This window comes from Geobacillus sp. C56-T2, from assembly GCF_007829715.1.
Taxonomy (GTDB): domain Bacteria; phylum Bacillota; class Bacilli; order Bacillales; family Anoxybacillaceae; genus Geobacillus; species Geobacillus icigianus.
This window is the reverse complement of sequence record NZ_VJWB01000001.1, coordinates 277,994-301,510: the sequence shown is the minus strand read 5'-3', so window position 1 is coordinate 301,510 and position 23,517 is coordinate 277,994. Positions and strand designations below refer to the sequence as shown.

General features: G+C 53.6%; 20 protein-coding genes and 1 pseudogene. 6 read left to right on the top strand and 15 right to left on the bottom strand.

Annotation, left to right across the window (positions count from 1 at the left end):
* Nucleotides 1-4: 4 nt before the first annotated feature.
* From comX to GC56T2_RS17690, 3 genes are read right to left on the bottom strand one after another with little or no spacing between them, the layout of a single operon-like run.
* On the bottom strand, nt 5-118 hold the full coding sequence (gene comX, locus GC56T2_RS01580; protein WP_255516127.1) for a competence pheromone ComX: 114 nt from the start codon (nt 116-118) through the stop codon (nt 5-7).
* Nucleotides 72-446, bottom strand: coding sequence for a hypothetical protein (locus GC56T2_RS17955; RefSeq protein WP_255516156.1), 375 nt, complete (start codon nt 444-446; stop codon nt 72-74). The genes comX and GC56T2_RS17955 overlap by 47 nt, the downstream gene beginning before the upstream one ends.
* A 10-nt stretch (nt 447-456) precedes the next feature.
* Nucleotides 457-1,098: a polyprenyl synthetase family protein gene (locus tag GC56T2_RS17690; protein ID WP_172706365.1), complete on the bottom strand. Its 642-nt coding sequence runs from the start codon at nt 1,096-1,098 to the stop codon at nt 457-459.
* A gap of 190 nt (nt 1,099-1,288) precedes the next feature.
* Between GC56T2_RS17690 and GC56T2_RS01570 the strand changes: the two are divergent.
* A pseudogene (locus GC56T2_RS01570) lies at nt 1,289-2,477 on the top strand (IS701 family transposase).
* An 877-nt stretch (nt 2,478-3,354) separates the two neighbouring features.
* Here GC56T2_RS01570 and GC56T2_RS01565 read toward each other — a convergent pair.
* The 4 genes from GC56T2_RS01565 to gatC all read right to left on the bottom strand — a co-directional run bounded on the left by GC56T2_RS01565 (nt 3,355) and on the right by gatC (nt 8,049).
* Nucleotides 3,355-4,659, bottom strand: a complete 1,305-nt coding sequence (locus GC56T2_RS01565; protein ID WP_144972557.1) for a homocysteine synthase — start codon at nt 4,657-4,659, stop codon at nt 3,355-3,357.
* Between the two features lie 185 nt (nt 4,660-4,844).
* A complete protein-coding gene (gene gatB, locus GC56T2_RS01560; protein WP_031405925.1) occupies nt 4,845-6,275 on the bottom strand; it encodes an Asp-tRNA(Asn)/Glu-tRNA(Gln) amidotransferase subunit GatB in 1,431 nt (476 codons plus the stop codon).
* Between the two features lie 13 nt (nt 6,276-6,288).
* The gene (gene gatA, locus GC56T2_RS01555) at nt 6,289-7,746 is read right to left on the bottom strand and encodes an Asp-tRNA(Asn)/Glu-tRNA(Gln) amidotransferase subunit GatA (protein WP_144972555.1); all 1,458 of its coding nucleotides are present in this window, start codon (nt 7,744-7,746) and stop codon (nt 6,289-6,291) included.
* A gap of 12 nt (nt 7,747-7,758) precedes the next feature.
* Nucleotides 7,759-8,049: an Asp-tRNA(Asn)/Glu-tRNA(Gln) amidotransferase subunit GatC gene (gene gatC, locus GC56T2_RS01550; protein WP_031405929.1), complete on the bottom strand. Its 291-nt coding sequence runs from the start codon at nt 8,047-8,049 to the stop codon at nt 7,759-7,761.
* A gap of 159 nt (nt 8,050-8,208) precedes the next feature.
* Between gatC and GC56T2_RS01545 the strand changes: the two genes are divergently transcribed.
* The 3 genes from GC56T2_RS01545 to GC56T2_RS01535 all read left to right on the top strand — a co-directional run bounded on the left by GC56T2_RS01545 (nt 8,209) and on the right by GC56T2_RS01535 (nt 11,111).
* Nucleotides 8,209-8,784 (top strand): hypothetical protein, encoded by a 576-nt coding sequence (locus GC56T2_RS01545; RefSeq protein WP_144976976.1) that lies wholly within the window; start codon nt 8,209-8,211, stop codon nt 8,782-8,784.
* Nucleotides 8,768-9,541: a VOC family protein gene (locus GC56T2_RS01540; RefSeq protein ID WP_144972553.1), complete on the top strand. Its 774-nt coding sequence runs from the start codon at nt 8,768-8,770 to the stop codon at nt 9,539-9,541. Before GC56T2_RS01545 ends, GC56T2_RS01540 begins: the two co-directional genes overlap by 17 nt.
* Nucleotides 9,542-9,635: 94 nt before the next feature.
* Entirely contained in the window at nt 9,636-11,111 is a 1,476-nt protein-coding gene (locus GC56T2_RS01535; protein WP_144972551.1) for a flavin monoamine oxidase family protein, read from the top strand.
* Between the two features lie 814 nt (nt 11,112-11,925).
* Here GC56T2_RS01535 and GC56T2_RS01530 read toward each other — a convergent pair.
* The 7 genes from GC56T2_RS01530 to GC56T2_RS01500 all read right to left on the bottom strand — a co-directional run bounded on the left by GC56T2_RS01530 (nt 11,926) and on the right by GC56T2_RS01500 (nt 21,480).
* Nucleotides 11,926-13,149: a CamS family sex pheromone protein gene (locus GC56T2_RS01530; RefSeq protein ID WP_144972549.1), complete on the bottom strand. Its 1,224-nt coding sequence runs from the start codon at nt 13,147-13,149 to the stop codon at nt 11,926-11,928.
* A complete protein-coding gene (ligA, locus tag GC56T2_RS01525) occupies nt 13,146-15,158 on the bottom strand; it encodes an NAD-dependent DNA ligase LigA (protein ID WP_144972547.1) in 2,013 nt (670 codons plus the stop codon). The genes GC56T2_RS01530 and ligA overlap by 4 nt, the downstream gene beginning before the upstream one ends.
* Before the next feature lie 19 nt (nt 15,159-15,177).
* Nucleotides 15,178-17,349, bottom strand: a complete 2,172-nt coding sequence (gene pcrA, locus GC56T2_RS01520) for a DNA helicase PcrA (protein ID WP_144972545.1) — start codon at nt 17,347-17,349, stop codon at nt 15,178-15,180.
* 27 nt (nt 17,350-17,376) lie between these two features.
* Nucleotides 17,377-18,096 (bottom strand): heptaprenylglyceryl phosphate synthase, encoded by a 720-nt coding sequence (gene pcrB, locus GC56T2_RS01515; RefSeq protein WP_144972543.1) that lies wholly within the window; start codon nt 18,094-18,096, stop codon nt 17,377-17,379.
* A 98-nt stretch (nt 18,097-18,194) separates the two neighbouring features.
* Nucleotides 18,195-18,521 carry a YerC/YecD family TrpR-related protein gene (locus GC56T2_RS01510; RefSeq protein ID WP_033018428.1) on the bottom strand — a complete coding sequence of 109 codons (327 nt, stop codon included), beginning with the start codon at nt 18,519-18,521 and terminating at the stop codon, nt 18,195-18,197.
* Between the two features lie 165 nt (nt 18,522-18,686).
* On the bottom strand, nt 18,687-19,706 hold the full coding sequence (locus GC56T2_RS01505; RefSeq protein WP_172706366.1) for a DUF3048 domain-containing protein: 1,020 nt from the start codon (nt 19,704-19,706) through the stop codon (nt 18,687-18,689).
* A 28-nt stretch (nt 19,707-19,734) separates the two neighbouring features.
* On the bottom strand, nt 19,735-21,480 hold the full coding sequence (locus GC56T2_RS01500) for an adenine deaminase C-terminal domain-containing protein (protein ID WP_144972539.1): 1,746 nt from the start codon (nt 21,478-21,480) through the stop codon (nt 19,735-19,737).
* A 97-nt stretch (nt 21,481-21,577) separates the two neighbouring features.
* On the opposite strand from GC56T2_RS01500, the gene GC56T2_RS01495 reads away from it, so the two are divergent.
* Both GC56T2_RS01495 and GC56T2_RS18300 read left to right on the top strand, forming a co-directional pair.
* Complete coding sequence (locus tag GC56T2_RS01495) at nt 21,578-21,823, top strand: YgaP family membrane protein (protein ID WP_033018432.1); 246 nt, start codon at nt 21,578-21,580, stop codon at nt 21,821-21,823.
* Between the two features lie 265 nt (nt 21,824-22,088).
* The gene (locus tag GC56T2_RS18300; protein ID WP_324699179.1) at nt 22,089-22,259 is read left to right on the top strand and encodes an EYxxD motif small membrane protein; all 171 of its coding nucleotides are present in this window, start codon (nt 22,089-22,091) and stop codon (nt 22,257-22,259) included.
* Here the strand turns inward: GC56T2_RS18300 and purD are convergent.
* On the bottom strand, nt 22,213-23,505 hold the full coding sequence (purD, locus tag GC56T2_RS01490) for a phosphoribosylamine--glycine ligase (RefSeq protein WP_144972537.1): 1,293 nt from the start codon (nt 23,503-23,505) through the stop codon (nt 22,213-22,215). The genes GC56T2_RS18300 and purD overlap by 47 nt on opposite strands.
* Between the last annotated feature and the right edge of the window lie 12 nt (nt 23,506-23,517).

Sequence of the window (23,517 nt, the reverse complement as noted above, 5' to 3'; positions counted from 1 at the left end):
TTATCTACTTCCAATATCCAAGCGGACTCACCGATTCATTGAACACTTTAACAACCGCTTTAGCCTCTAACTCACTTAAGCCGATCAAGCTCACTGTACCATTTTGTAGTTTTTCGATGACTTCCGGATGTTCGATTAAAAAGCGAATGATTTCTTGCATCGCACATCTCCCCTCCAACATTACAAATAAATGTTTTCAATGCAGATTTGTACTTATCGCCTACATCCAATTTCTCGATGTCTTGCCAAGCCTTTTCCTTGTAAATCTGGCTTATCACTTTTGCATAATAAAATGCTCCTTCCTGTTCCATTTGTTGAATTACCTTTTCCTTTCGGGCATATAGCTCACTATAATCAATATGATTGCTAAAATACTGTTTTAGTAAGTTATCCCGTTTACTTGCCAGCATGTACAAAATCGGAAGCGACTTTTTCTTTGCTTTCATGTCGTTCTTCTCATCCCAACGATACAACGCATCGATATCGTTGTCGATTTGCGCGGCGATTCCTAATATGATTGGCATAGTTCTCAATGATGACATTGTTTGTTTCCGCGCCGGCTAACACTGCTCCAACGAAGCACGCCATGGCTACTAGAGAACCTGATTTTTTCTTCACCGTCTGTAAATAATCCGTTTCCGTCTGTATGTCATTTGTGACATCCATATGCTGCCCGTCTAGGCTCTGAAGCAGTCGGGATAAAATCGATGACTGTGCCCTTACTTTTTTATTCTCATCGACAGACAAATCGGCAATGGCTTTTTGCCCGGCCAACAATAATCCAATGGCCATATGAATATGAAGTGAAGTGACAAACATCGCATCGGTCCATAGAATTTTCAAGCCATCCTGGTCAACGAAATCATCGAGCAGATCTCCAGCTAACATGATCAATTCTACAGCTGCCGCGACTCGTTCGATTTCTATGATGCTTTTAGAAAACATCTGATAATGCAAACCAGCTAAACGGCCAAACAAACAATCACTTCGCTTGGTATATTCATCTACCAATGTCAATACAGCCTCTTTGAAAGAAGGCATAAAAGAAGATGATTCGAGAATTTCTTTCATTTTTCTCTTTACGGTTTCTTTTTCCATCCTTTCACCCCAATAGAGGAATTACAACAAAATTCGCGGAGTTCCTTCTTCAAACGAATTGAAATTTATAATCTGTAGATGAGCAAATTTGCTAACATAAATTGACAACTAAACAAAAAAGGAGACATGAACCCGATTCCTTGGTTAGAATAGATGTACCACCAACTACCCACAAGGAGGTTCATGTCTCATGAATAGATTAGCACATCATCAAGGAATCCACAAGTTTTTCATGACGCTGGGATTGGCGCTTTATTTCTCGAAACCGGTCATCAAGCATCTCGTTCATATTGTGGATGCCTTGACTACCAAGGGATTTTCGGGAACATTGACCGATGTCCATCACTGGAGTTTTCATCCCAATCATCGAACCACGCTCAGCCCTTTTTTTCACGAAAAGCCCTTGGGATGAAGAGACGTTGCTTCGCAAACTCCAGCCATGGATCCTTCATCGCATCCAGCGAATCGCCAAACAGGAGAATCAACCCCTTTTTGTTTCGATTGATGATACCATTTGCCAAAAAACGAAGCCTTCGTCACGGGCAACGCACGCCATTCAAGGGTGTGACTGGCATTTCTCTCACAGCGATCATCAATGGGTCTGGGGGCATTCGCTCGTTTGGCTGATGGTGCATACCTTCACGCAAGCGTTTCCGTTCGCCTTTCGTCTGTATGACAAGACATCGGGAAGAAGCAAAATCGACCTGGCGATCGAGATGCTTTCCTCGCTCAAGGGGAAGCGGGCTCAGCCGGTGTATGTGCTCATGGATTCGTGGTATCCGTCCCAAGCGCTCATCGAAGCCTGCCTGAAACAAGGATTCCATGTCATCGCCATGCTCAAGACGAACCGAATTCTCTATCCAAAAGGCATCGCCATCCAAGCGAAGAAGTTCGCCCGCTATATCGAGCCCAACGACACCCGCCTCGTCACGGTGGGGAACGAGCGCTATCGTGTCTACCGCTACGAAGGCGCGCTCAACGGTCTTGATGACGCGGTGGTGCTGCTGGCTTGGAAGGCGGATGAACCGATGACGCCGGATCATCTCCATGTTGTCTTGAGCACCGACCGGGAGCTGAGTGATGAAGACATCTTGCGTTACGATGCCCAGCGCTGGACGATCGAATGCTTTTTCCGGCAGGCCAAAGACCAGCTGAAGCTCGATGGATACCGTGTTCGTCACATCCGGGCGGTGAAACGGTATTGGGCCGTGGTGCTCTTAGCCTGTGTATACAGCATCGCGGAATCTCAACAAGACCTCTCTTCCGGCCTGGAGCTTCTTCGGTCTCGGAAAGGGCACAGCATCGTCGAGTTCATCTACGATGCCGCGAAGCAAGAGATTCCCATTGATGTGATCAAAAAACAACTCCATGTCGCCTAAGGGGTCCCCTGTTTGTCTCTTAGGGTATGGAAATTACTGTAATGAAAAATGCTCATCTACAGTTATAATGATCCCTTGTTCTTCATCGCCCACTGATGTCGATGCTACTTTTGGGGGAATCTTCCCGCGAAACGGTTGGACTCAAAAAAAACGGGACGCTCACAAGTGAACGCCCTTTCCGTCGATTTTTAGGTTGAGTGAATCCATTTCAATACCAGCACCTGTTTTTGGATTACTTTTCCGTGAAAATGCCGAACTGGCGCGGATTTTCATCCCCGGGTGGAGGGCAGATCGCGCTGCCCATGGAACTTTTCTGTGAGGTTTCTCTCATTGAGAAATGGGTGGAACTCAGCGGTATTTTGCACGAAATCACCGGCCTCCTAGGAGGCTAGTTGATGTAATCGTGGATACGGCTTCCTAGCGTCATTTCTCAAATAGAAAAACCTTGCAACAATGCAGCATTTTGATTCATCAACCAAAGGAAATCACTGTTTTTCATCAGCCTTCCAGACAGCCGATCATTCAAGAAGGAATGCCGCTTTCATCATTTCTCAAATAAAAATGGCATTCATTCGCTGATCAACGAGAAACAGCTATTTTCCACTACTCTTCTCTTCGATAAACCAGCCATCTGTGAAAAACAGTATAAAACCTAATCCTAAGCATTTTCTAATGCCGCTGGAAACACGTTAGTTTTCGCAAGATTCCCCCCTCTCTTTACAGCCCTTTGCTCAGATCTTGGCCTATGTCCCCGGAATGCGCTATAGTCAACTCAACCGTATTATAACATATAATACACATAAAGCAAGTAGTGAGAGAAAACAAAAACGGCTGGCCTCCATTCCGACCAGCCTTTGAATGCTTGCCTACTATATCGTTATCTCGCCGCCACCCCCTGACTCTGGCGAATGGCTTGACGCAAGTCGTCCAAAATGTCGTCGATCGCTTCGGTGCCGACGGACAGGCGGACAAGGCCCGGGGTGACGCCGGCGGACAGCTGTTCGTCCGGGCTCAGCTGCTCGTGCGTCGTGCTGGCCGGGTGGATGATGAGCGATTTCGAATCGCCGATGTTGGCCAAGTGCGAGAACAGCTTGACCGAGTCGATCAATGTTTTCCCGGCTTCGACGCCGCCTTTGATTTCAAAGGTGACGATCGCACCTTGCCCGTTTGGTAAATACTTTTTCGCCAGCTCATGCGACGGATGGCTTGGAAGCCCTGGATAGCTGACCGATTCGACAGCCTCTTCCGCTTCCAAAAACTTCGCAACGGCGAGGGCGTTTTCGCTATGGCGCTGCATCCGCAAGTGAAGCGTCTCCAACCCTTGCAACAGCAAAAACGCATTAAACGGCGACAGCGCCGCCCCTAAGTCGCGCAACAGCTGGATGCGCGCTTTCGTGATGTACGCCGCTTCGCCGACGGCGTCGACATACACCAGCCCGTGGTAGCTTGGGTCGGGGTCGGTGAACTCTGGAAACTTACCGCTTCCTTTCCAGTCAAACTTGCCGCTGTCCACAATCACGCCGCCGATCGAATTGCCGTGGCCGCCGATAAACTTCGTCGCCGAATGGACGACGATATCGGCGCCGAATTCAATCGGCCGCAGCAAGTACGGGCTGGCGACCGTGTTGTCGACAATGAGCGGAATGGCGTGGCGATGGGCGATGGCGGCGACCGCTTCGATGTCGAGCACATCGTTTTTCGGGTTGCCGATCGTTTCGGCAAACACTGCTTTCGTTTTGTCAGTAATGGCTTTTTCGAAGTTTTCCGGATCGGACGGATCGACAAACTTCACCGTAATGCCAAACTTGCGCAGCGTATGGGCGAACAAGTTGTACGTGCCGCCGTAAATGGACGAAGATGACACGATTTCATCGCCCGCTGAGGCGATGTTGATGATCGAATAAAACACCGCCGCCTGCCCCGATGAGAGCGCGAGCGCCCCGACGCCGCCTTCTAGCGCTGCGATCCGCTTTTCCAGCACATCGTTCGTCGGGTTCATAATGCGCGTATAAATAAACCCTTCCTCTTTCAGCCCAAACAAGTTGGCCGCGTGCTCACTGTCGCGGAAGACATACGAACTCGTCTGGTAAATCGGCACGGCCCGCGCGCCCGTTTCTCCATCCGGTTTTTGCCCGGCGTGGATGGCGAGCGTCTCCGGGCGGAATGTGCGTTCATTGCTCATCGTTTTCCTCCCCCTCGGTTTGGTTTCTTCCTCTCCCGCTCCTCTTGGTGTTGATATCCAACTAATTCAGTTGGTTTTATATAAAAATCTACCATTCCCATCGGGGGATGTCAATCGTGTTTTTTTAAAAGTCTAAAAAATCAATGAACGAAACAAGCCTGCGAATCGCAGGCTTGTCCGATGAGTTACCGCTTGTTGATTTCCTCGATGAGCAGCTTGTTGACAAGCGGCGGGTTGGCTTGTCCTTTCGTTGCTTTCATCACTTGGCCGACGAGGAAGCCAAGCGCGCGGTCTTTGCCGTTTTTGAAGTCTTCCACCGATTGCGGGTTGGCGTCGAGCACTTCGAGTACGATTTTGCGCAGCGCTCCTTCGTCGGAAATTTGCACGAGCCCTTTTTCTTTGACGATTTTCTCTGGGTCGCCGCCGTGTTCGACGAGCTCTTTGAACACTTTTTTGGCGATTTTCGACGAAATCGTGCCGTTTTGGATCAGCTTGATCATTCCAGCCAAGCTTTCCGGCGTCAAGGCGATGTCATGGAGCTCTTTTTGCTCGGCGTTTAAGTAGCCGGATACTTCGACCATGAGCCAGTTGGACGCCAGTTTCGGGTCGGCGCCGTTGGCGACCGTCGCTTCAAAGAAGTCGGCCATTTCTTTCGTCAAGGTGAGCACTTTGGCGTCATATTCCGGCAAGCCCCATTCTTCGACATACCGCTTCCGGCGGGCATCCGGGAGCTCCGGAATCGAGGCGCGGACGCGTTCTTTCCATTCGTCGTCAATATAGAGCATGACCAAGTCCGGCTCTGGGAAGTAGCGGTAGTCTTCCGATCCTTCTTTGACGCGCATGAGCACGGTTGTTTTCGTCGCTTCGTCAAACCGCCGCGTTTCTTGGCGGATGACGCCGCCGGAGAGCAAAATTTTCTCCTGCCGTTTCGCCTCGTACTCGAGCCCCATGCGGACGAAGTTGAACGAGTTTAAGTTTTTCAATTCGGTTTTCGTGCCGAATTGGTCCGACCCGATCGGGCGGAGCGAGATGTTCGCATCGCAGCGGAGCGACCCTTCTTCCATTTTGCAGTCGGAGACGCCGGTGTATTGGATGATCGCCTTTAATTTTTCCAAATACGCATACGCTTCTTCCGGCGAGCGGATGTCCGGCTCCGAGACGATCTCAATGAGCGGCGTCCCTTGGCGGTTAAAGTCGACAAGCGAGTAGCCGTCGCCCGTGTGCGTCAATTTGCCGGCGTCTTCTTCAAGGTGAATGCGGGTGATGCCGATTTTTTTCTTTTTCCCGTTCACTTCGATTTCAATCCAGCCGTTTTTGCCGAGCGGCTGGTCGTATTGCGAAATTTGGTACGCTTTCGGGTTGTCCGGATAAAAGTAGTTTTTGCGGTCAAATTTCGTCTCAGTCGCGATTTCGCAGTTGAGCGCCATCGCCGCCTTCATCGCAAATTCGACCGCTTGCCGGTTCAAAACCGGCAGCACGCCCGGATACCCTAAGTCGATGACGTTCGTTTGCGTATTCGGGGGCGCCCCGAAGGCGTTCGGGCTGCTGGAGAAAATTTTCGATTTCGTTTTCAGCTCGACGTGGACCTCAAGTCCGATCACCGTTTCAAAATTCATCGTCGATCCCCCCTTACAACACCGGTTTTTGCTTATGGTAGTCGGTCGCTTGTTCAAAGGCGTGAGCGACGCGATAGACCGTGCTTTCATCAAAGTGCTTGCCGATGATTTGCAAGCCGACCGGCAAGCCATCGACAAAGCCGCACGGCACGGAAATCGCCGGCACGCCGGCAAGGTTGACCGGAATGGTCAAAATATCGTTCATATACATGGTCAGCGGATCGCTCGTTTTCTCGCCGATTTGAAACGCCGGCGTCGGCGTGGTCGGACCGATGATGACGTCGTATTGCTCAAAAACGTTTTCGAAGTCGCGCTTGATCAACGTCCGCACTTTTTGCGCTTTTTTGTAATACGCATCGTAATAACCTGAGCTTAAGGCAAACGTTCCGAGCATGATGCGGCGCTTGACCTCGTTGCCGAACCCTTCGCTCCGCGTCAATTTGTACATGTCGATCAAGTTTTTCGCGTTGTCGGTCCGATATCCGTAGCGAACGCCATCAAAGCGGGCAAGGTTGGCCGATGCTTCCGATGAAGCGAGCAAGTAGTATGTCGCCAAGGCGTACTTGGAATGCGGCAGCGACACTTCTTCCCATGTCGCTCCGAGCTTCTCGAGCACGTTGAGCGCGGCAAGCACCGACTGGCGCACGCCTTCGTCGACGCCTTCGCCCAAATATTCTTTCGGCACAGCGATTTTCAAGCCTTTAATATCGCCCGTCAACGCCTCGACATAGTTGGGCACCGGGATGTTCGCTGACGTCGAATCCATCGGGTCAACGCCAGAAATCACTTGCAGCAAGTAGGCGTTATCTTCCACCGTGCGCGTAATCGGGCCGATTTGGTCGAGCGATGACGCGAACGCGACGAGCCCGAAGCGCGACACGCGGCCGTACGTCGGCTTCAATCCGACAACCCCGCAAAACGCCGCGGGCTGACGGATCGAACCGCCCGTATCCGAGCCGAGCGCAAACGGCACTTCTCCTGCCGCCACCGCCGCCGCCGAACCGCCGCTGGAACCGCCCGGCACGCGCTCTAAATCCCACGGGTTGCGCGTCAGCTGAAAGCCGGAGTTTTCCGTTGACGAGCCCATGGCGAACTCGTCCATGTTCAGCTTCCCGATCGTGATTGCGCCCGCAGCGTTCAGCCGCTCCATGACGGTCGCATCGTAAATCGGGTCAAAGTTGTATAAAATTTTGCTGGCGCATGTCGTGCGCAACCCTTTGGTGACAATGTTGTCTTTAATGCCGATCGGCAAGCCGAACAGCGGGTTGGTCTCCTCGCCTTTCGCCAACTTGTCATCAAGCTCTTTCGCTTTCGCCCGCGCTTGCTCCTCGTTCAGCGTTAAAAACGCCTGCACTTTCTCTTCCACTTCGCCGATGCGGCGATACGATTCCTCCACTAAGTCGGAAACCGATACTTCTTTTTTCTGCAGCAGCGTATGTAATTCCGACACCGTATGGTCAAAGAGCGACATAAATCCCCCTCCTTACTCTAAAATAGCGGGCACGCGGAACTGGCCGTCTTGCTGGTCCGGCGCGTTTTTCAACACTTCCTCGCGCGGCAGCCCCGGTTCTGGAATATCCTCGCGCATCACGTTTCGCATATCAAGCACGTGCGAAGTCGGCGGCACGTTTTCGGTATCCAATTCATTCAACTGCTCGGCAAACGTAATGATCGCGTCGAGCTGTTTCGTAAACATCTCCGCCTCTTCCTCCGTAATTGCCAACCGCGCCAAGTCGGCGACATGCTTCACTTGTTCGAGCGAAATTCGCGACATCGTGTTCACCTCCGACATGGTCGACCTTTCACAATACTATGATGATACCAAAATAAAAGGAAATAAAGCAACATTCCGGCTAACATTTCCTTTGTTGTCCATTGACGAATTCGAACGTATGTACTATAATGGCCATAACGTAGGAAAAAAAGGGGGATGATGACGATGAGTGAAGCGCTGCTCGCTCAAGTGCTCGACCGCTTGAACGCGATGGATGGCACACTCCGACTGCTTGTTGAAGGGCAAGAGCGGCTCGAGCGTGAACAAATCGCCATTCGTCAGGAACAAGAAGAAATTCGAAAAGAACAGCAAGAAATCCGAAAAGAACAACAAGAAATCCGAAAAGAGCAGCAGGAAATCCGTCTGGAACAGCAGCGTCTGCGCCAAGAACAAGATTCGCTTCGCGCCGGGCAAAAGGAATTACACGGCATCGTGGCCGCTCTTCTCCACCGCCAAGACGAAACAGACGCCAAACTAGAAGCTCTCGCCGCCGATGTTCGCCATCTTCACCAAGAATTTGCCTCATTGAAACAAACGGTGGACCGCCTCGAACAGAAAATGGATTCCCGCTATGAGCAATTGACTGCCCAAATCGAAGACATCAAGCTGGACTTGAATTTTATCGCCCACCGCACCGTCGATAACGAACGCATCATCTACAAGCTTAAAGAAATGCTGTTCCGCTCATCTATTCCCAATACAGAAGGAGTTCGCCGCCATGAACGTCGCGTTTGACCATCTCGTCCACCTCACCGAGCGCCCGGAACAGGCGAAAGGCTCGTTTGAACAGTTAGGGTTTACGGCCATCCACGGCGGCCGCCATGAGGCATGGGGAACGTATAACGCGTTATGCTATTTCGCGCCGCTAAGCTACATCGAATGGATCGGCATCGCCGATGAGCAGACAGCGAACACCTGCCAAAATCCGCTTATTGCCCAACTTGTCGCTGACCGTCAAGAGGGGAATGGCTTCTCCCAGTTTGCCTTTCGAACGAACGATATCCAACAGCTGGCTGCACAGCTCAAAAACAAGGGATTCACTCCGATCGGCCCGCTCCCTGGCAGCCGCCAGCGCGATGACGGCAAGCGGCTGACATGGTCGCTGCTGTTTATCAACGACGATACAGACGGCGCGTTCCGCTACCCGTTTTTCATCCAGTGGGACGAGCGCGATGACGTGCGGATGAACGAGCTGGCGCCGCTCATGCGCCATGCAAATGGGGCGCCGTCGTTGTCGTCCGTCAGCGTTTATGTGCGTAGCCTCGACCGCGCCGTCAACAGCTACCGTCGGCTGTTTGATTTGCCGGCAGCGAATGTGGGGCGCGATGAGGCGGGGACCTATGCCGAACTCACGGTTGGCGGCGTCAGCCTCCGCTTTTACCAAGCGGATGAACCCTCGTCGACAAGGCCGTTTGCCTGCCGCATCGTCGGCAGCAAGCTGCAGCGCCGCCTCGAGCTGGCTGGAGGGACGTATATCTTTTCCGAATTGTGACCGCTCCCCCACATATCCTCCTTTGCCGCGGAATAGGATGGAGTAACCGCAGCTCCACCCGGGGAGCTACCCGATGGCAAAGGAGGATGGACACGTGGCGCATCCGTATGTTTCTCCGAGACTGCCGATGGAGACGATGATCTCGATCATTCGACACGGATTAAAGAAACCATCCGCTCCGAAAACGGTCGTCATTATCGGCGCCGGCATGGCCGGGCTTGTCGCGGCGTCATTGCTGAAGCAAGCCGGCCATCGCATCACCGTTCTTGAAGCGTCCGGGCGGGTCGGCGGCCGAATCTACACGCTCCGCTCGGACTTCCGCGACGGTCAGTATCTCGAGGCAGGCGCGATGCGCATCCCGCACACCCATCCATTGACATTGGCATATATCAAAAAATTTAACTTGCCGCTCCACCCATTTATCAACAGCACCCCGCGCGACATTTTCTATTTCCGTGGCATCAAAGCGCGCCTGAGCGAATACGAGCGGCATCCCGACCTCTTCGGCTTTCCCGTCGCCCCCCACGAACAGGGCAAAACCGCTTCCGGACTGTTGCAAATGGCCATTCGTCCGGTCATTCAATTCATTGAACAAAATCCAGAACAACATTGGCCGATTGTCATCGAACGGCTCGACCGCTACTCGCTGGACGCCTATTTGCGCTACAACCCATTCGGCCCTAGGCTGTCGGTAGGAGCCATCGACATGATCAAAGCCGTTCTCTCGCTTGAAGGCTTCCCGGAATTGTCGCTTCTTGAAGTGTTGCGCGAACTGATGGTCTTATTTACGCCGAACATTCGCTTTTATGAAATCGCCGGCGGCAATGACCAGCTTCCCAAAGCTTTTTTGCCGCAGCTGAAGGACGAGATTCTCTTTAGTCATAAAGTGCAAAAAATCGTCCAAACCCCAAACAGCGTCACCGTCCATGCGACCCATACGAAAATTTTTCAGCCGTTTCAAATCAACGCCGATCGGGTGATCGTGACCATCCCGTTCTCGGTTTTGCAGTTTATCGACATCGAACCGCGCCATTCGTTTTCCGAGAACAAATGGAAGGCTATTCGTGAACTTCATTATGCTGGTTCAACGAAAACGGGCATCCAGTTTAAAACCCGGTTTTGGGAAAAAGAAGGGATGTTCGGTGGAAAAAGCGTCTCCGACCTGCCGATTCGATACACCCAATATCCGAGCCAAGGCATCGGCACGGCCGGGCCAGGCGTCGTCTTGGCCAGCTATACGTGGGAAGACGACACGATCCCGTGGGACAGCTTAAGCGATGAAGAGCGGCTTGAATATACGTTAAAAAACTTAGCCGTCCTCCATGGGGAACAAGTGTACCGTGAATTTGAAACCGGAACAAGCCATAGTTGGGTGCGCGATCCGTACTCGGGCGGCGCCTTCACGATGATGAAGCCGAACCAAGTGACAGAGCTGTCGCCGTACATCGCTCTCCCCGAAGGAAGAGTCCATTTTGCCGGCGAACATGCGTCCACCCATCACGGCTGGATTCAAGGAGCGATTGAATCGGGCATCTGCGCCGCGTATGAAGTGAATGAAGCACCGGCTTGACGAATCGCTATGGCACCGTCCATTTGGCCAGCGGCGTGTGAATGAAAGGCCAGCCTGATATGCGCGGCAGCCCCACCTCTTTTGTCAGTGCTGAAACAGCGAGCGCGCCGCCGTAAATGCGCACAATGCCGCAGCGGGGAAAAACGCTCCGAGCCCCTGTGCCGATTCTTTCACTAGAGGAGCGGTGATTTCGTACAACATCCTGCGATTCCATCTGCTTCTCCGTTAGAAAAGCCGGGTGAAATCAGCCTTCTTTTTTGGCGAAATGCCGCAGATTTGCTCTTGGCAGCCGTTTGTCACCAACCCTCTAGGAGGCCGGTGATTTAAGGGAGCAAGTCGCTTATCAAGCCTGTTTCTCAAATAGAAAAGCCTTGTCGCATCGGGATCGTCTTTCAAACGCTCCCCCATTGCTCAAAAGAAACAACCGTTTTTCACCAACCCTCTAGGAGGGGTGTGATTTACTCGCGCCACCACTTCTTAGGATCGTTTCTCAAGTAGAAAAAGCTTGCTGCATCAGCCTCTATGTTCACGCGTTCCATCACCGATCAAGGCAAACAGCGGTTTTTCACCACCTTTTCCAACGCGTTCTATCAACAAACCATCCCATCGCTGATGCAAGTCAGAGCAGGACGGTGCTTCGCTTGGCAATGGTTCCTCACCAACAAAGCATGGGGATGACCCAAAAGACGATCTCCCCTCAAGAAAGACACAGCAGTATGGAGGCGATGGTTAGTGTCTATATATAGCGTTGAGAGAGGGCATCCCGATCCTTTTGGGACACCCTCATGCTGCCCCACGGTTGTGGCCTGCTAACTTATTGATAAATATGCACAAACGGCTCATCTGCTTGCGCTTGGCGCACGATGAGGCTTTCGGGTTGGCCGGCTGAAGAGATGTAGACGTTGACGGTGATGTAATCCGGAAATTTTTCCATCACCAAACCGGTCACATATTGGGTGAAGCCAATCACTTCCGCCTTGCCGTAAAATGGCATCGTTATGTTGATCGTCAGCTTCTGAAGTTGGTCATTGACGTACAATCCTCGACCCACAATGCCAGTGTAGTTCGGAAAGAAATCTTCCACGTCCGATTTAAAGTTGTTGAATTTTAGCCAATCGTCGCGGTGGTTTTCTTCCGCTTCATCGGATGGGAATAAATAATATTCCTCATGCACCGCTTCCCAATCATCAATCGTGCTGCTTCCTTCATCGACGTAGGTAACGGCAAAAAAATGCCCCGGAGTCACAGACGAGCGCGGCGCCTGTTTGTATAAGGCAATCGTGATCGGCACACTGCCGAGCCCTTTGATCTTTCGCAGCCGCTTCAACACCTCGGCGGCAATTCGCTTGCCTTCCCGTTCAATGACATCGTCTTTGATTTTGACCTCGCGCGGATAACCTTGTTCGGTTGAATAATAATGGACAGAGTTTAACGCCAAGCCGATCGCAACGCCGCCGAGCTTCACTTTATCATTGCCCGCCTTGACTAAATAATCATGTTCCAAAATGCTTGCCAAATAGATCGGGCTCTGCGTATTTTTTTGCTCGTTCGTTCCTGTATCGCTGATCGCCGGATTTAAGCCGATATTGTCTTCCGGTTTCATTTTTTCCGCTTTCAACTGGCGGTCTGTTTTCTTGCGCGCAAGCCATTTGTCGATCGTTTCACTGTCTAAATACTGCCCCTCTTGAAACAAGTAATCGTCGGGCGAAAACCGCTCGGAAGCCAGACGCATCAGCCCTGTCTCAAATTCGTCGACATCAAGGCGCGTATTGACGTCGTTGACCACGTGTCCGCGCGCCCCGGACGGTTTAAACGGCAGCACGACCCGATAATACGAATCTGATATGTTGTATTTCGGAATCACCGCTTCTTGCTCTTTGCTTCCTTTATCCTGCACTACTTCCTCGCCTTCGTCGAATTTGGGCGCGCATGAAGACAACAGGCAGACAGCGGCGAGCCCGAGGGCGGCCAGCTGCTTTCGCGCCCGCTTCGTCTGGCGGTGAGCCCCGACGCTGCGAATGATCGGATTTCTTCTCATGGTTCCCCCCTGCTTATCGCTTGCAAAAATCGTGGTTCATCCCAAATGGTGATGCCCAATTGTCGGGCTTTATCAAGCTTTGACCCCGCGTCGTCGCCGGCGATGACAATGTCAGTGCTGCGGCTGACGCTGCCAGTGACGCGTCCGCCGAGCCGCTCGATTTGTTCTTTCGCCTCATTGCGCGACATAGACATCAGCTTTCCGGTCAAAACAACCGTTTTGCCGGCGAAAGCGGAGTCTGTTGGCACCTCACCCGCCCGCTTCGGTCCTTTGTATGCCATGTTGACACCGTAAGAGCGCAATTCATTCAACAGCTCGACCGCTTCCGGCTGAGAAAAGAAAGCGGTGATCGAGTCGGCCATTTTTTCGCCAATTTCCGGAACGGCCATCAATTCCTCTTTCGTCGCTTTCTCCAGCCGCTCCATCGTTTCGAAATGTTCGGCTAACAGCTGGGCGGCCTTCGCTCCGACGTAGCGGATACCGAGGCCAAACAGCAGCCGCTCGAGCGAGTTTTGCTTTGACGCTTCAATCGCCGCCAGCAAATTGGCTGCCGATTTTTCACCCATCCGCTCCAAACCGACAAGCTGTTCTTTCGTCAGCCGGTACAAGTCGGCGACATCGTGGACAAGACCGGCGTTAAACAGCTGGGTAACGACTTTTTCCCCCAGCCCTTCAATGTTCATCGCTGCCCTTGAGGCGAAATGGATGAGCCGTTCGCGCAGCTGGGCCGGACAGTTCGGGTTTAAGCAACGGAGCGCCACTTCTCCTTCCAAGCGGACGAGCTCACTTTGACATTCCGGACAATGCGTTGGCATGACAAACGGCACTTCATCCCCATCGCGCCGATCAGCAACGACACCGACGACTTCCGGGATAATGTCGCCCGCTTTTTTAATGATGACGGCATCGCCAATACGGATGTCTTTTTCGCGGATAAAATCTTCGTTATGAAGAGTGGCGCGCTGCACGGTCGTGCCGGCGACGCGAACCGGCTCGAGGATCGCCGTCGGGGTGACAACACCGGTGCGGCCGACGTTCACTTCAATGCCGATCAGCGTTGTGACCACCTCTTCAGCTGGAAATTTGTAGGCGATCGCCCAGCGCGGGCTTTTGGCTGTCGTGCCAAGCTGTCGCTGCTTCGCAAACGAATCGACTTTAATGACGATGCCGTCGATCTCGTACGGCAGCTGCGGCCGTTTTTCGTGCCACTCGTTAATAAAAGCGAGCACCTCATCGATGTTGGCGCAGCGCCGCCGCTCGGGATTCACTTTAAACCCGAGCGACTGCAAATAGTCGAGCGCCTCGCTGTGCGACGCAATCCCAAGCTCTTCGGCATTAGCCAATCCGTAAACGAACAAATCGAGCTGGCGCGACGCCGCCACTTTCGGGTCGAGCTGGCGGAGCGAGCCGGCCGCAGCATTGCGCGGGTTGGCGAACAGCTCCTCGCCGCGCGCTTTCCGATCCTCATTCAGGCGCAGAAACGACGCTTTCGGCATAAACGCCTCGCCGCGCGCCTCAAGCGACACCGGTTCGTTGAGACGCAGCGGCAGCGAGCGGATCGTCTTCAAATTTTCCGTAATGTCTTCCCCTGTCGTTCCGTCGCCGCGCGTCGCTCCCTGGACGAAATAACCGTCTTCATAGCGAACCGAAACGGCAAGACCATCAATTTTTAATTCACACACATACGCCACTTCGCCGACTTCTTGGCGGACGCGGCGGTCAAAATCGCGCAAATCGCCTTCGTGAAACGCGTTCGCTAAGCTCATCATCGGGACGCGATGCGTCACCTTGCGAAACGCCTCCAGCGGCGGGCCGCCGATGCGTTGAGTCGGCGAATCGCTCGTTTTTAGCTCCGGATACTGTTCCTCAAGGGCGATGAGCTCTTGCATCAACCGGTCATACTCCGCGTCTGGAACAGATGGACGATCCAGCACGTAATATTCGTAGCCATAGCGGTTGAGCAGCTCGCGCAGCTCGGCTGCGCGCTGTTCGGCTTGTTGGCGATCCATACGTCACCGGTTCTCCTTTCTATGCTTTCTCAATCGGCGCAAACTTCGCAAGCAGCCGCTTTACGCCAATCGGGCTTGGAAACGCGATGTCCAACTCTTGCTCCTCTCCGTCGCCGCGAACGCTGACCACCGTGCCCACTCCCCACTTTCGATGGTTGGCGCGGTCGCCCACTTTCCATCCTCCGACAACGCCATGGACTGGGCGGGCAGCAGCCGGACGCGGTGCGACCACAGACCGGGGGACAGCCGCCTCTAGCAAATGCGGTGGAATTTCGTTTAAAAAACGCGAGGGCGGATTCATCTGAATGTTTCCGAACAACGTCCGCATTTGCGCGCTCGTCAACACGAGCTCTTCTTCGGCACGAGTGATGCCGACATACGCCAATCGTCGCTCTTCTTCCATCTCGTCTTCGTCGTTAAGCGAACGGTTATGCGGGAAAATGCCTTCTTCCATGCCGATCAAAAAGACGACCGGGAACTCCAGCCCTTTGGCGGCATGAAGTGTCATGAACACAACCGCATCCCCTTCTGCCGCTTGGTCGCTGCCGTTGAGCTCGTCCAAATCGGAAACAAGCGCCAAGTCGGTCAAAAAGGCGATGAGCGACTTATCATCGCTGACATTTTCAAAATGCTTTGTCACCGACAAAAATTCGTCCAAGTTCTCAAGCCGGCTTTGCGCCTCAATCGTTCGCTCCTCCTCCAACATCGCACGATAGCCGGACCGATCGAGCACTTCTTCGACGAGCTCGGTCACAGAAACGTATTCCTGCAGCTGCGTCCATTGCTCCAGCTGGGCGCGGAAGGCGGCGAGCGCTCCGGCTGTTTTGGCGCTGAATCCGATCATCTCCAGTTCACCGAGCGCGGCAAACAACGACAGCCCATGCTCCACCGCATAGCGGACGAGCTTGTCGATCGTCGACGCTCCGATGCCGCGCTTTGGCACGTTGATGATGCGCAGCAAGCTCAAATCGTCATCAGGATTGGCGATCACGCGCAAGTAAGCGAGGATGTCTTTGATTTCTTTCCGGTCATAGAACTTTAAGCCGCCGACGATTTGATACGGAATATTGGCTTTCAAAAACACTTCCTCGATGACGCGCGACTGCGCATTCGTCCGATACAACACGGCAAAATCGCGGTAGCGCCGCCCTTCCTGTTCGATCGCCTCTTGAATGCGGTCGGCGACAAACCGCGCTTCATCGACTTCGTTCATCGCCTCATAATACGTGATCGGCTTCCCTTCCGGATTTTCCGTCCACAACCGCTTCGGCTTGCGATTGACGTTATGAGCGATGACTTCGTTTGCCGCTTGCAAAATCCGCTTCGTCGAACGGTAGTTTTGCTCAAGCAAAATCACTTTCGCGTTTGGATAGTCGCGTTCAAATGACAAGATGTTGCGAATATCCGCCCCGCGCCACCGGTAAATCGACTGGTCGGCATCGCCGACGGCGCAAATGTTTTGGAACCGTGCAGCGAGCTTTTTCACCAGTGTATATTGGGCGCGGTTCGTATCTTGGTACTCATCAATGTGAATGTACTGGAATTTATACTGGTAATATTGAAGCACATCCGGCACGCGGTCAAACAGCTGGATCGTCGTCATGATCAAATCGTCGAAATCGAGCGAATGGTTGCGGAGAAGGCGTTGTTGATACTCTTGATACACGTCGCTGACGATCGTTTCATAATACGTCGACGCCCGCTTCGCGAATTGTTTCGGCGCGAGCAAATCGTTTTTCGCTGCGCTGATCGTGCCTAAAATCGTCCGCGGCTCCCATTTTTTCGGATCGATATTTTTGTCTTTCAAAATCGCTTTGATGACCGAAAGCTGATCGGTCGGGTCGAGGATGGAAAAATTGCGGTTGATGCCGATGCGGTCAATGTCGCGGCGCAACACGCGGACGCACATCGAGTGAAACGTCGAAATCCATACGTCTTCCGCCGCCCCGCCCAACAGCGCCCGCACTCGCTCCTTCATTTCGCGCGCCGCTTTGTTCGTAAATGTAATAGCCAAAATATTCCACGGCGCCACCTGTTTCTCGGCCATCAAATAGGCGATCCGGTGCGTCAGCACGCGCGTTTTTCCGCTCCCCGCTCCCGCCATGATGAGCAACGGCCCTTCCGTCGTTTTGACGGCTTCTTGCTGCTCCTTATTTAAATGAGCAAGCAGCTTTTCTGATAAAAAATTCATCGTTTCCACCACCAACAAACATAAGTTCTATGTTCCGGCGCCGTACTTACGCCGGTCTGCCATCTGTTGGACGGCTGCCACCGTGGCCAACGCGTTTTCGAATGACTCGTAAATGGCGTTGCCAACGACAACTGTATCGGCATAGCGAGCCATTTCCGCCGCCTGTTCCGGCGTCGTGATGCCACCGCCATAGACGAGCTGCGCGCGGCTAAGCACCCGTTTGACCTTGTCCACTAAAGCGGGGTCTCCGTACGTTCCGCTGTATTCGAGATAAAAAATCGGCAGCCGATACAGCTGTTCGGCGAGACGGGCATACGCCACGACATCCTCGTCAGCGAGCGCTACATCAGCCTCTGTCAGCTTCGCTGCTTTGCATTCACGGTTGACAATGCAATAGCCTTCGGCAACCAATTCCTCTCCGTTCATCACATCGCCGTATCGTTTCATCGCCTCGTGATGACGGCCGATGATCCATTCCGTTCGCCGGCTGTTCAAAACGATCGGAATCAAATACACATCAAATCCCGGCGTCAGCGCCTCGACATCCGTGACCTCAAGCGCACACGGCACCGAAAAGCGGCGGACGCGGGCCAATAAGTCGAGCACCCCATCGATCGTCACCCCGTCCGTGCCGCCGACGATGACAGCATCCGTTCCCGACTCACAAAGACGCTCTAGTCGCTCGTCATCGATCGGTTTGTTCGGGTCGAGTTTGAACACATGGCGCCAGGCGCGAATCTCTTCCATCGCAAAATCCCCTCCACTCCGTCTCCATTGTTTCATTATAACAAATCCACAAAAAGAAAAGGAGTTCCTTTGCAAATGGAAGGAACCTCCTTTTGGCCTCAGTCGATGATCGGTTCGCTTGCCTCTTGACGTTCTTCCTCTTTGATGCGGTCAAGCGCCATGGCATAAGCATCGTTGCCGTAATTCAGGCAGCGCTTGACGCGCGAGATCGTCGCCGTGCTCGCTCCGGTTTCCGTTTCGATTTTATGGTACGTATACCCTTCGCGCAGCATGCGAGCGACTTCCAGCCGCTGGGCGAGCGCCTGAATTTCGTTCACCGTGCATAAATCATCAAAAAAGCGGTAACACTCTTCTACATCGCGCAACGACAAAATCGCTTTAAACAACTGATCCAGCTCTCTGCCGCGCAGTTTGTCAATTTGCATCCTTGTCTTCCTCCTTTGCTTGAGACGGGGACGTTCCCGCCGCCGCGCAACGTGCCTCGTTTTTCTCTCACCGGCTCCGAATCTGTTCTGAGGGCGAGCGGATCGGGCCGAGTGGCTTTCCTCTTTGCTCCACCCCACCGCTAGGCAGGCCCCGCCATTGTTGTTCTATTTCCAGTGGACAATGTCCAGCGTCGGAACAATATTGATCCATGTCTTCCCGGGCACAAATCCGACTGGCCGCCCGTCGCGGTACGGCAGCAGCCGCCCATCAATGTTTTTCCATTCGATCGGCTGGATAACACCATGTTGCAACAAATAGCCTTGGCCGCCTGCCGCCAAATCGATGGCGCGCCGCCCATAGTGATCGACGACGTGATGGCGAGCGGCGACGATCAACACGTTTTGCACGACAATCGGCTCATGCGTATCATAATCGATCGTCTGCTCGCCGCCGCTGTATCGATCATATCCTTTTTGCTCCGGTACATACCGGTATTCCACCTGGGCATACGCCTGACGCGAATAAGCGATGTGAATCGTCCCGGCCTGCTCTCCGCGGGGCTCGTCATCGCGAAACGGCAGCGGGGCGACCTCGTCCGTCCACGCGTATCCGTTTTGTTTAGCCCCTTTTTCAATGTTGGCGAATGTAATGTACGAGTTGTGCGGCGCCTTGCGGAACGAAACGCGGTGAAACAGCGTACCGTCGTAAAACAATCCGTTCAAATAGTCGATGCCGCCTCCTTCAAGACGTGCTTTCGCTTCTGGGCTCCAGCCGTGGCATATATACAGTGCATGGTAGCCTTCGCTCAAGTCAATATAGTAATCACGTGCGCTTCGCACCGGTCCCACCCGCTCGGGCCGTTCGCTCTGATAAAGAGCTAAAAAGCGAGTGATGTCGCCTTCAGCAAGCACTTCATACACGATATCGGCCTTGCTTAGCCCCGATTGCGGCCGGGCTTTCGGATGGTTGTTGATCATGACGCCGACCACCCGCTGCTGGGAATCTTCATGAGCCGGCAATCCGGTGAGCGGAAAACGCTGTTTTTCCTCGGCCGCAGGCGCGGATGGTTCTTTCGACGAAGAAGCTGGCGGTTCGGCTTGTTTTGCTTGTTTCGGCTCTCGTTCCGTCGTGCAGCCACCGAGCAAAAGCGCCGTGCACCCGATGATGAACAGCCAACGTTTCAATGGACACACAACCTTTTTCTTTTTTATTTTACCGCATTATCGAAGGAAAGAGTACCGTTTTGTGCATCACATCATAAATGCCCCGTTGCGTAATCCGAACGTACGGCAAATGGGTCGATTGCAGGAAAAACAATGAATACACCGGATCTTCGAAGCGATACCCCCGCTCGCGCATAAGGCGAACGAACGCGCGCTCTTCGGCGATCAGTGTCCTCATCTCGAGCGGGGACACCATACCGGCCAACGGAAGCGGAAGCTCAAAGACAACGTTCCCGCGTTCGGCAAGCACTATGCCGCCGCCCAGTTCCTTCATGCGTCGGAATGCAAGCATCATGTCTTCTTTATGTTTGCCGATCAGAAGCAGATCGCCCGTGTTGGAGTAGGAGCTCGCCAAGCCGCCAAGCGCTGTCGCGAATCCTTTCAGCATCGTATTGACGCGCCAGCGACCGCGGCGATCAAGCAGCACTAAAAAACATTCGTCGTGATCATGGCCAAGATGGTCGCGCGTTGTATCGATCGATACCGAATACGGCTTTAAAATGACCGCATTTTCCATGCGCAGCCCCATCGGCATCGACACTTGCAAATCGTCTTCGTCAATCTCCCACGACAACGAGAGAGGCCCGAGACCTAATTGCCCCCAGTCCGGTGCTGGCCATATGCTAGGCTCTTCGCCCTCGCGCTTGACCCATTGGCCTTTCGCCAGCACTTGCACCGGCGTCGGGTCATGGGCGGAGCGCAAAAAGTTAATATGCGCAATCCGGCCGGTGGCGATGCTGCCGTGGAGATGCTCGATTCCATAGTGACGGGCGACGTTGATGGTCGCCATTGCATACGCATCGATCACAGGTACGCCGTGTTCGATCGCCATGCGAATGAGCTGGTCGATCACCCCGTGCTCGTAAAACGATGGCGGCGAACCGTCCGTTGTAAGCAGGCATTGGTCATAACGCTCAAGCCCGAGTGCCTTCATCTCCTCAAGCAGCACCGGCAAGTCCGGGCGAATGGAAGAATGGCGGAGGGTGACGGTATAGCCGTGCCAAAGGCGCAGACGCACTTCTTTCCCGGTCATCGCCTCATGATCGCCATCGGCGCCAAAGAGCGCCATTTTGACGAGCGTTTTTTCCGATGCTCCGGGAAAATGTCCTTCGATTTTGCGCCGCCGCCGCTTCGCTTCCTGCATCCAGTACAAGATGATGTCATCCCCGCCGATCACTTTTGGCCATGAAGTCAGCTCTCCGCCCTGAAGCACGCTTTCTTGGTCAAGCCACCATTTGATCCGGGCGTTGGACAGTGTCTCCTCCTCGCGTTCAAGCTCTGTCTGTCCGTCGAACCGACACCACCAATACATCGATGTTGGAAGCGCATTCATTTTTTGCAAAAATAAAAGCGATTGTTCGTCTTTCAGCTGTAAAAGCAAAAACAAGTTATCGTTCACCAACGTCGTCGTTCCGTACAAGGCCGCATAATAGGCAAACGAATGGGGATTATATAATTGAAATGGATGAACATGCGGCTCCATGTAGCCCGGGACGAGCACATATCCGCGGCAGTCAACCGTCTCACATGACGGATCGACGCGGTCGGGAAGCCGATCACCGGCATACACGATACGGTCGCCATGAATCCATATATTCCCTTTCACCCATTCGCGGAAATACGAATGCAAATACGTGGCGTTGACTAACACTTTGGTCGGCGATTGTTTGCCATCAATCACCGCTGCTTGTTCGCGCAGCTCGCTGCCTTTCCATCGGTAACGTTGCTCGCTCATTGACACCCCGTCCCTTGTTTCCTAATCGTTCCATGTAATCATTTTAACGCACAAAAGTCATTTTCACAATACGAAAGATGAAAGGAGGGATTCAACGATGGCGAATATCGGCATTGTCAATGCGCTCATTCGCATTACCCTTGGGTTGACTGTCGTCGCTTGGGGGGCCGCCCGCTTCGCCCGCCGTCCATGGTGCACCTCCTATTTGTGGGCCATCTTGCTTGGGGCGATGAAAGTCGGGGAAGGCATCACTCGTTTTTGCCCTGTCACTGCGTTAGTGGAGAATATGCAGCGCCGGCAGCTGCTTAATGAGGAAACAGAAACTGTCATCAACCCGACATAAACAATGACAGCGACGCATCGATACGCAAGAGCTTGGGACAGCAACGATGGCCGCTGTCCCTCATCGTTCCCCCCTCTTTCTCGGCAGCGCCGGGCTGATCGGTTGCTGTTGAAAGGCCCTAGAAGGCTGGTGAAAAACGGTTGTTTCTTTTGAGCAATGGGGGATCGTTTGAAAGGTGATCGTGATGCGACGAGGTTTTTCTATTTGAGAAATGGGCTTGATCAGCGGCTTGCTCCCTTAAATCACCGGCCCCCTAGAAAAACTCATGATTAAGGCGAGAAAAAGGTGTCCCGCGCCCCGGGACACCTTCCATCCAAAGGAGTGGATCACCATGTTGCTGGAATATATGACCGATATGTCGTTTGTGTTGGCAACGTTAATCGGCGGCATTATCGCCCTGTCGTATGTGTATTTGCGGCGGAGGCGCGTTCGATAGCGCGCCGACCGATGTCGCGGCGGTAAAACAAGCCGGCGCAGTCAATCGCCGCCAATTGCTCGTACGCTTTTTCCTTCGCCTCAGCGAGCGTCGCCCCTTTGGCCGCCAGCAGCAGGACGCGGCCGCCGTTTGTGTAAAGCGTTCCATCTTCGCGCTTCGTGCCGGCGTGGAACAACAATGCATCCGGAGCGAGCCGCTCGAGTCCGCGGATGGCCGCTCCGCGTTCGTAAGCGCCCGGATAGCCTTTCGCCGCCAGCACGACGCCAAGCACCGCTTCGTCCGCCCACTCGAGCTCCAGTTCTTTTCCATCCATCACCGCCAAGATCGCCTGAAGCAAATCGGTTTTTAAACGCGGCAGCACGACTTGCGCCTCCGGATCGCCGAACCGGGCGTTAAATTCGATCACTTTCGGCCCGGCTGATGTGGCGATCAACCCGGCATACAGGACGCCGGTAAACGGCCGTCCTTCCGCCACTAACGCTTGGGCGGTCGGACGCAAAATCGTCTCCAAAGCGATTGGGACCGTATCGGCGGATATTTGCGGCACGGGCGAATACGCTCCCATCCCTCCGGTGTTCGGCCCTTCGTCCCCGTCGTACGCCCGCTTATGGTCTTGGGCGATGGCGAGCGGGTACACCTTTTCGCCGTTTACCAACGCCATAAACGAAAATTCTTCGCCTTCCAAATACTCCTCAATGACGACTTGGCTGCCGGCGGCACCGAATTGTCCATCGATGAGCGCGGCCTTCGCTGCGGCCAGCGCGTCTTCCACCGTTTGGGCGACAGTGACGCCTTTTCCGGCGGCCAGCCCGTCCGCTTTAATGACGATCGGCGCTCCTTTTTCCTCAATATACGCTTTCGCTTGTTCATATGAGGAAAACGTCGCATGTTCCGCCGTCGGGATGCCGTATGTTTTCATAAGCTCTTTCGCAAACGCTTTGCTTCCTTCAATGAGCGCCGCCGCTTGGCTCGGGCCGAACATGCGCAGCCCTTCCGCCATAAAGCGGTCGGCAATGCCGGCGGCCAGCGGCGCTTCCGGCCCGACAATCGTCAAATCAATCTTGTTTTGTTTCGCAAACTGAACAAGTGCGTCAAAATCGAGTTCATCAATGTCGACGAGCTCCGCGACTTCCCCGATGCCCGGGTTGCCTGGCGCGGCATACAGTTTGCCAACAAGGGGGCTTTGCGCCGCCTTCCAAGCGATGGCATGCTCGCGCCCGCCGCGTCCGACTACGAGAACGTTCATCGTCTCCCTCCC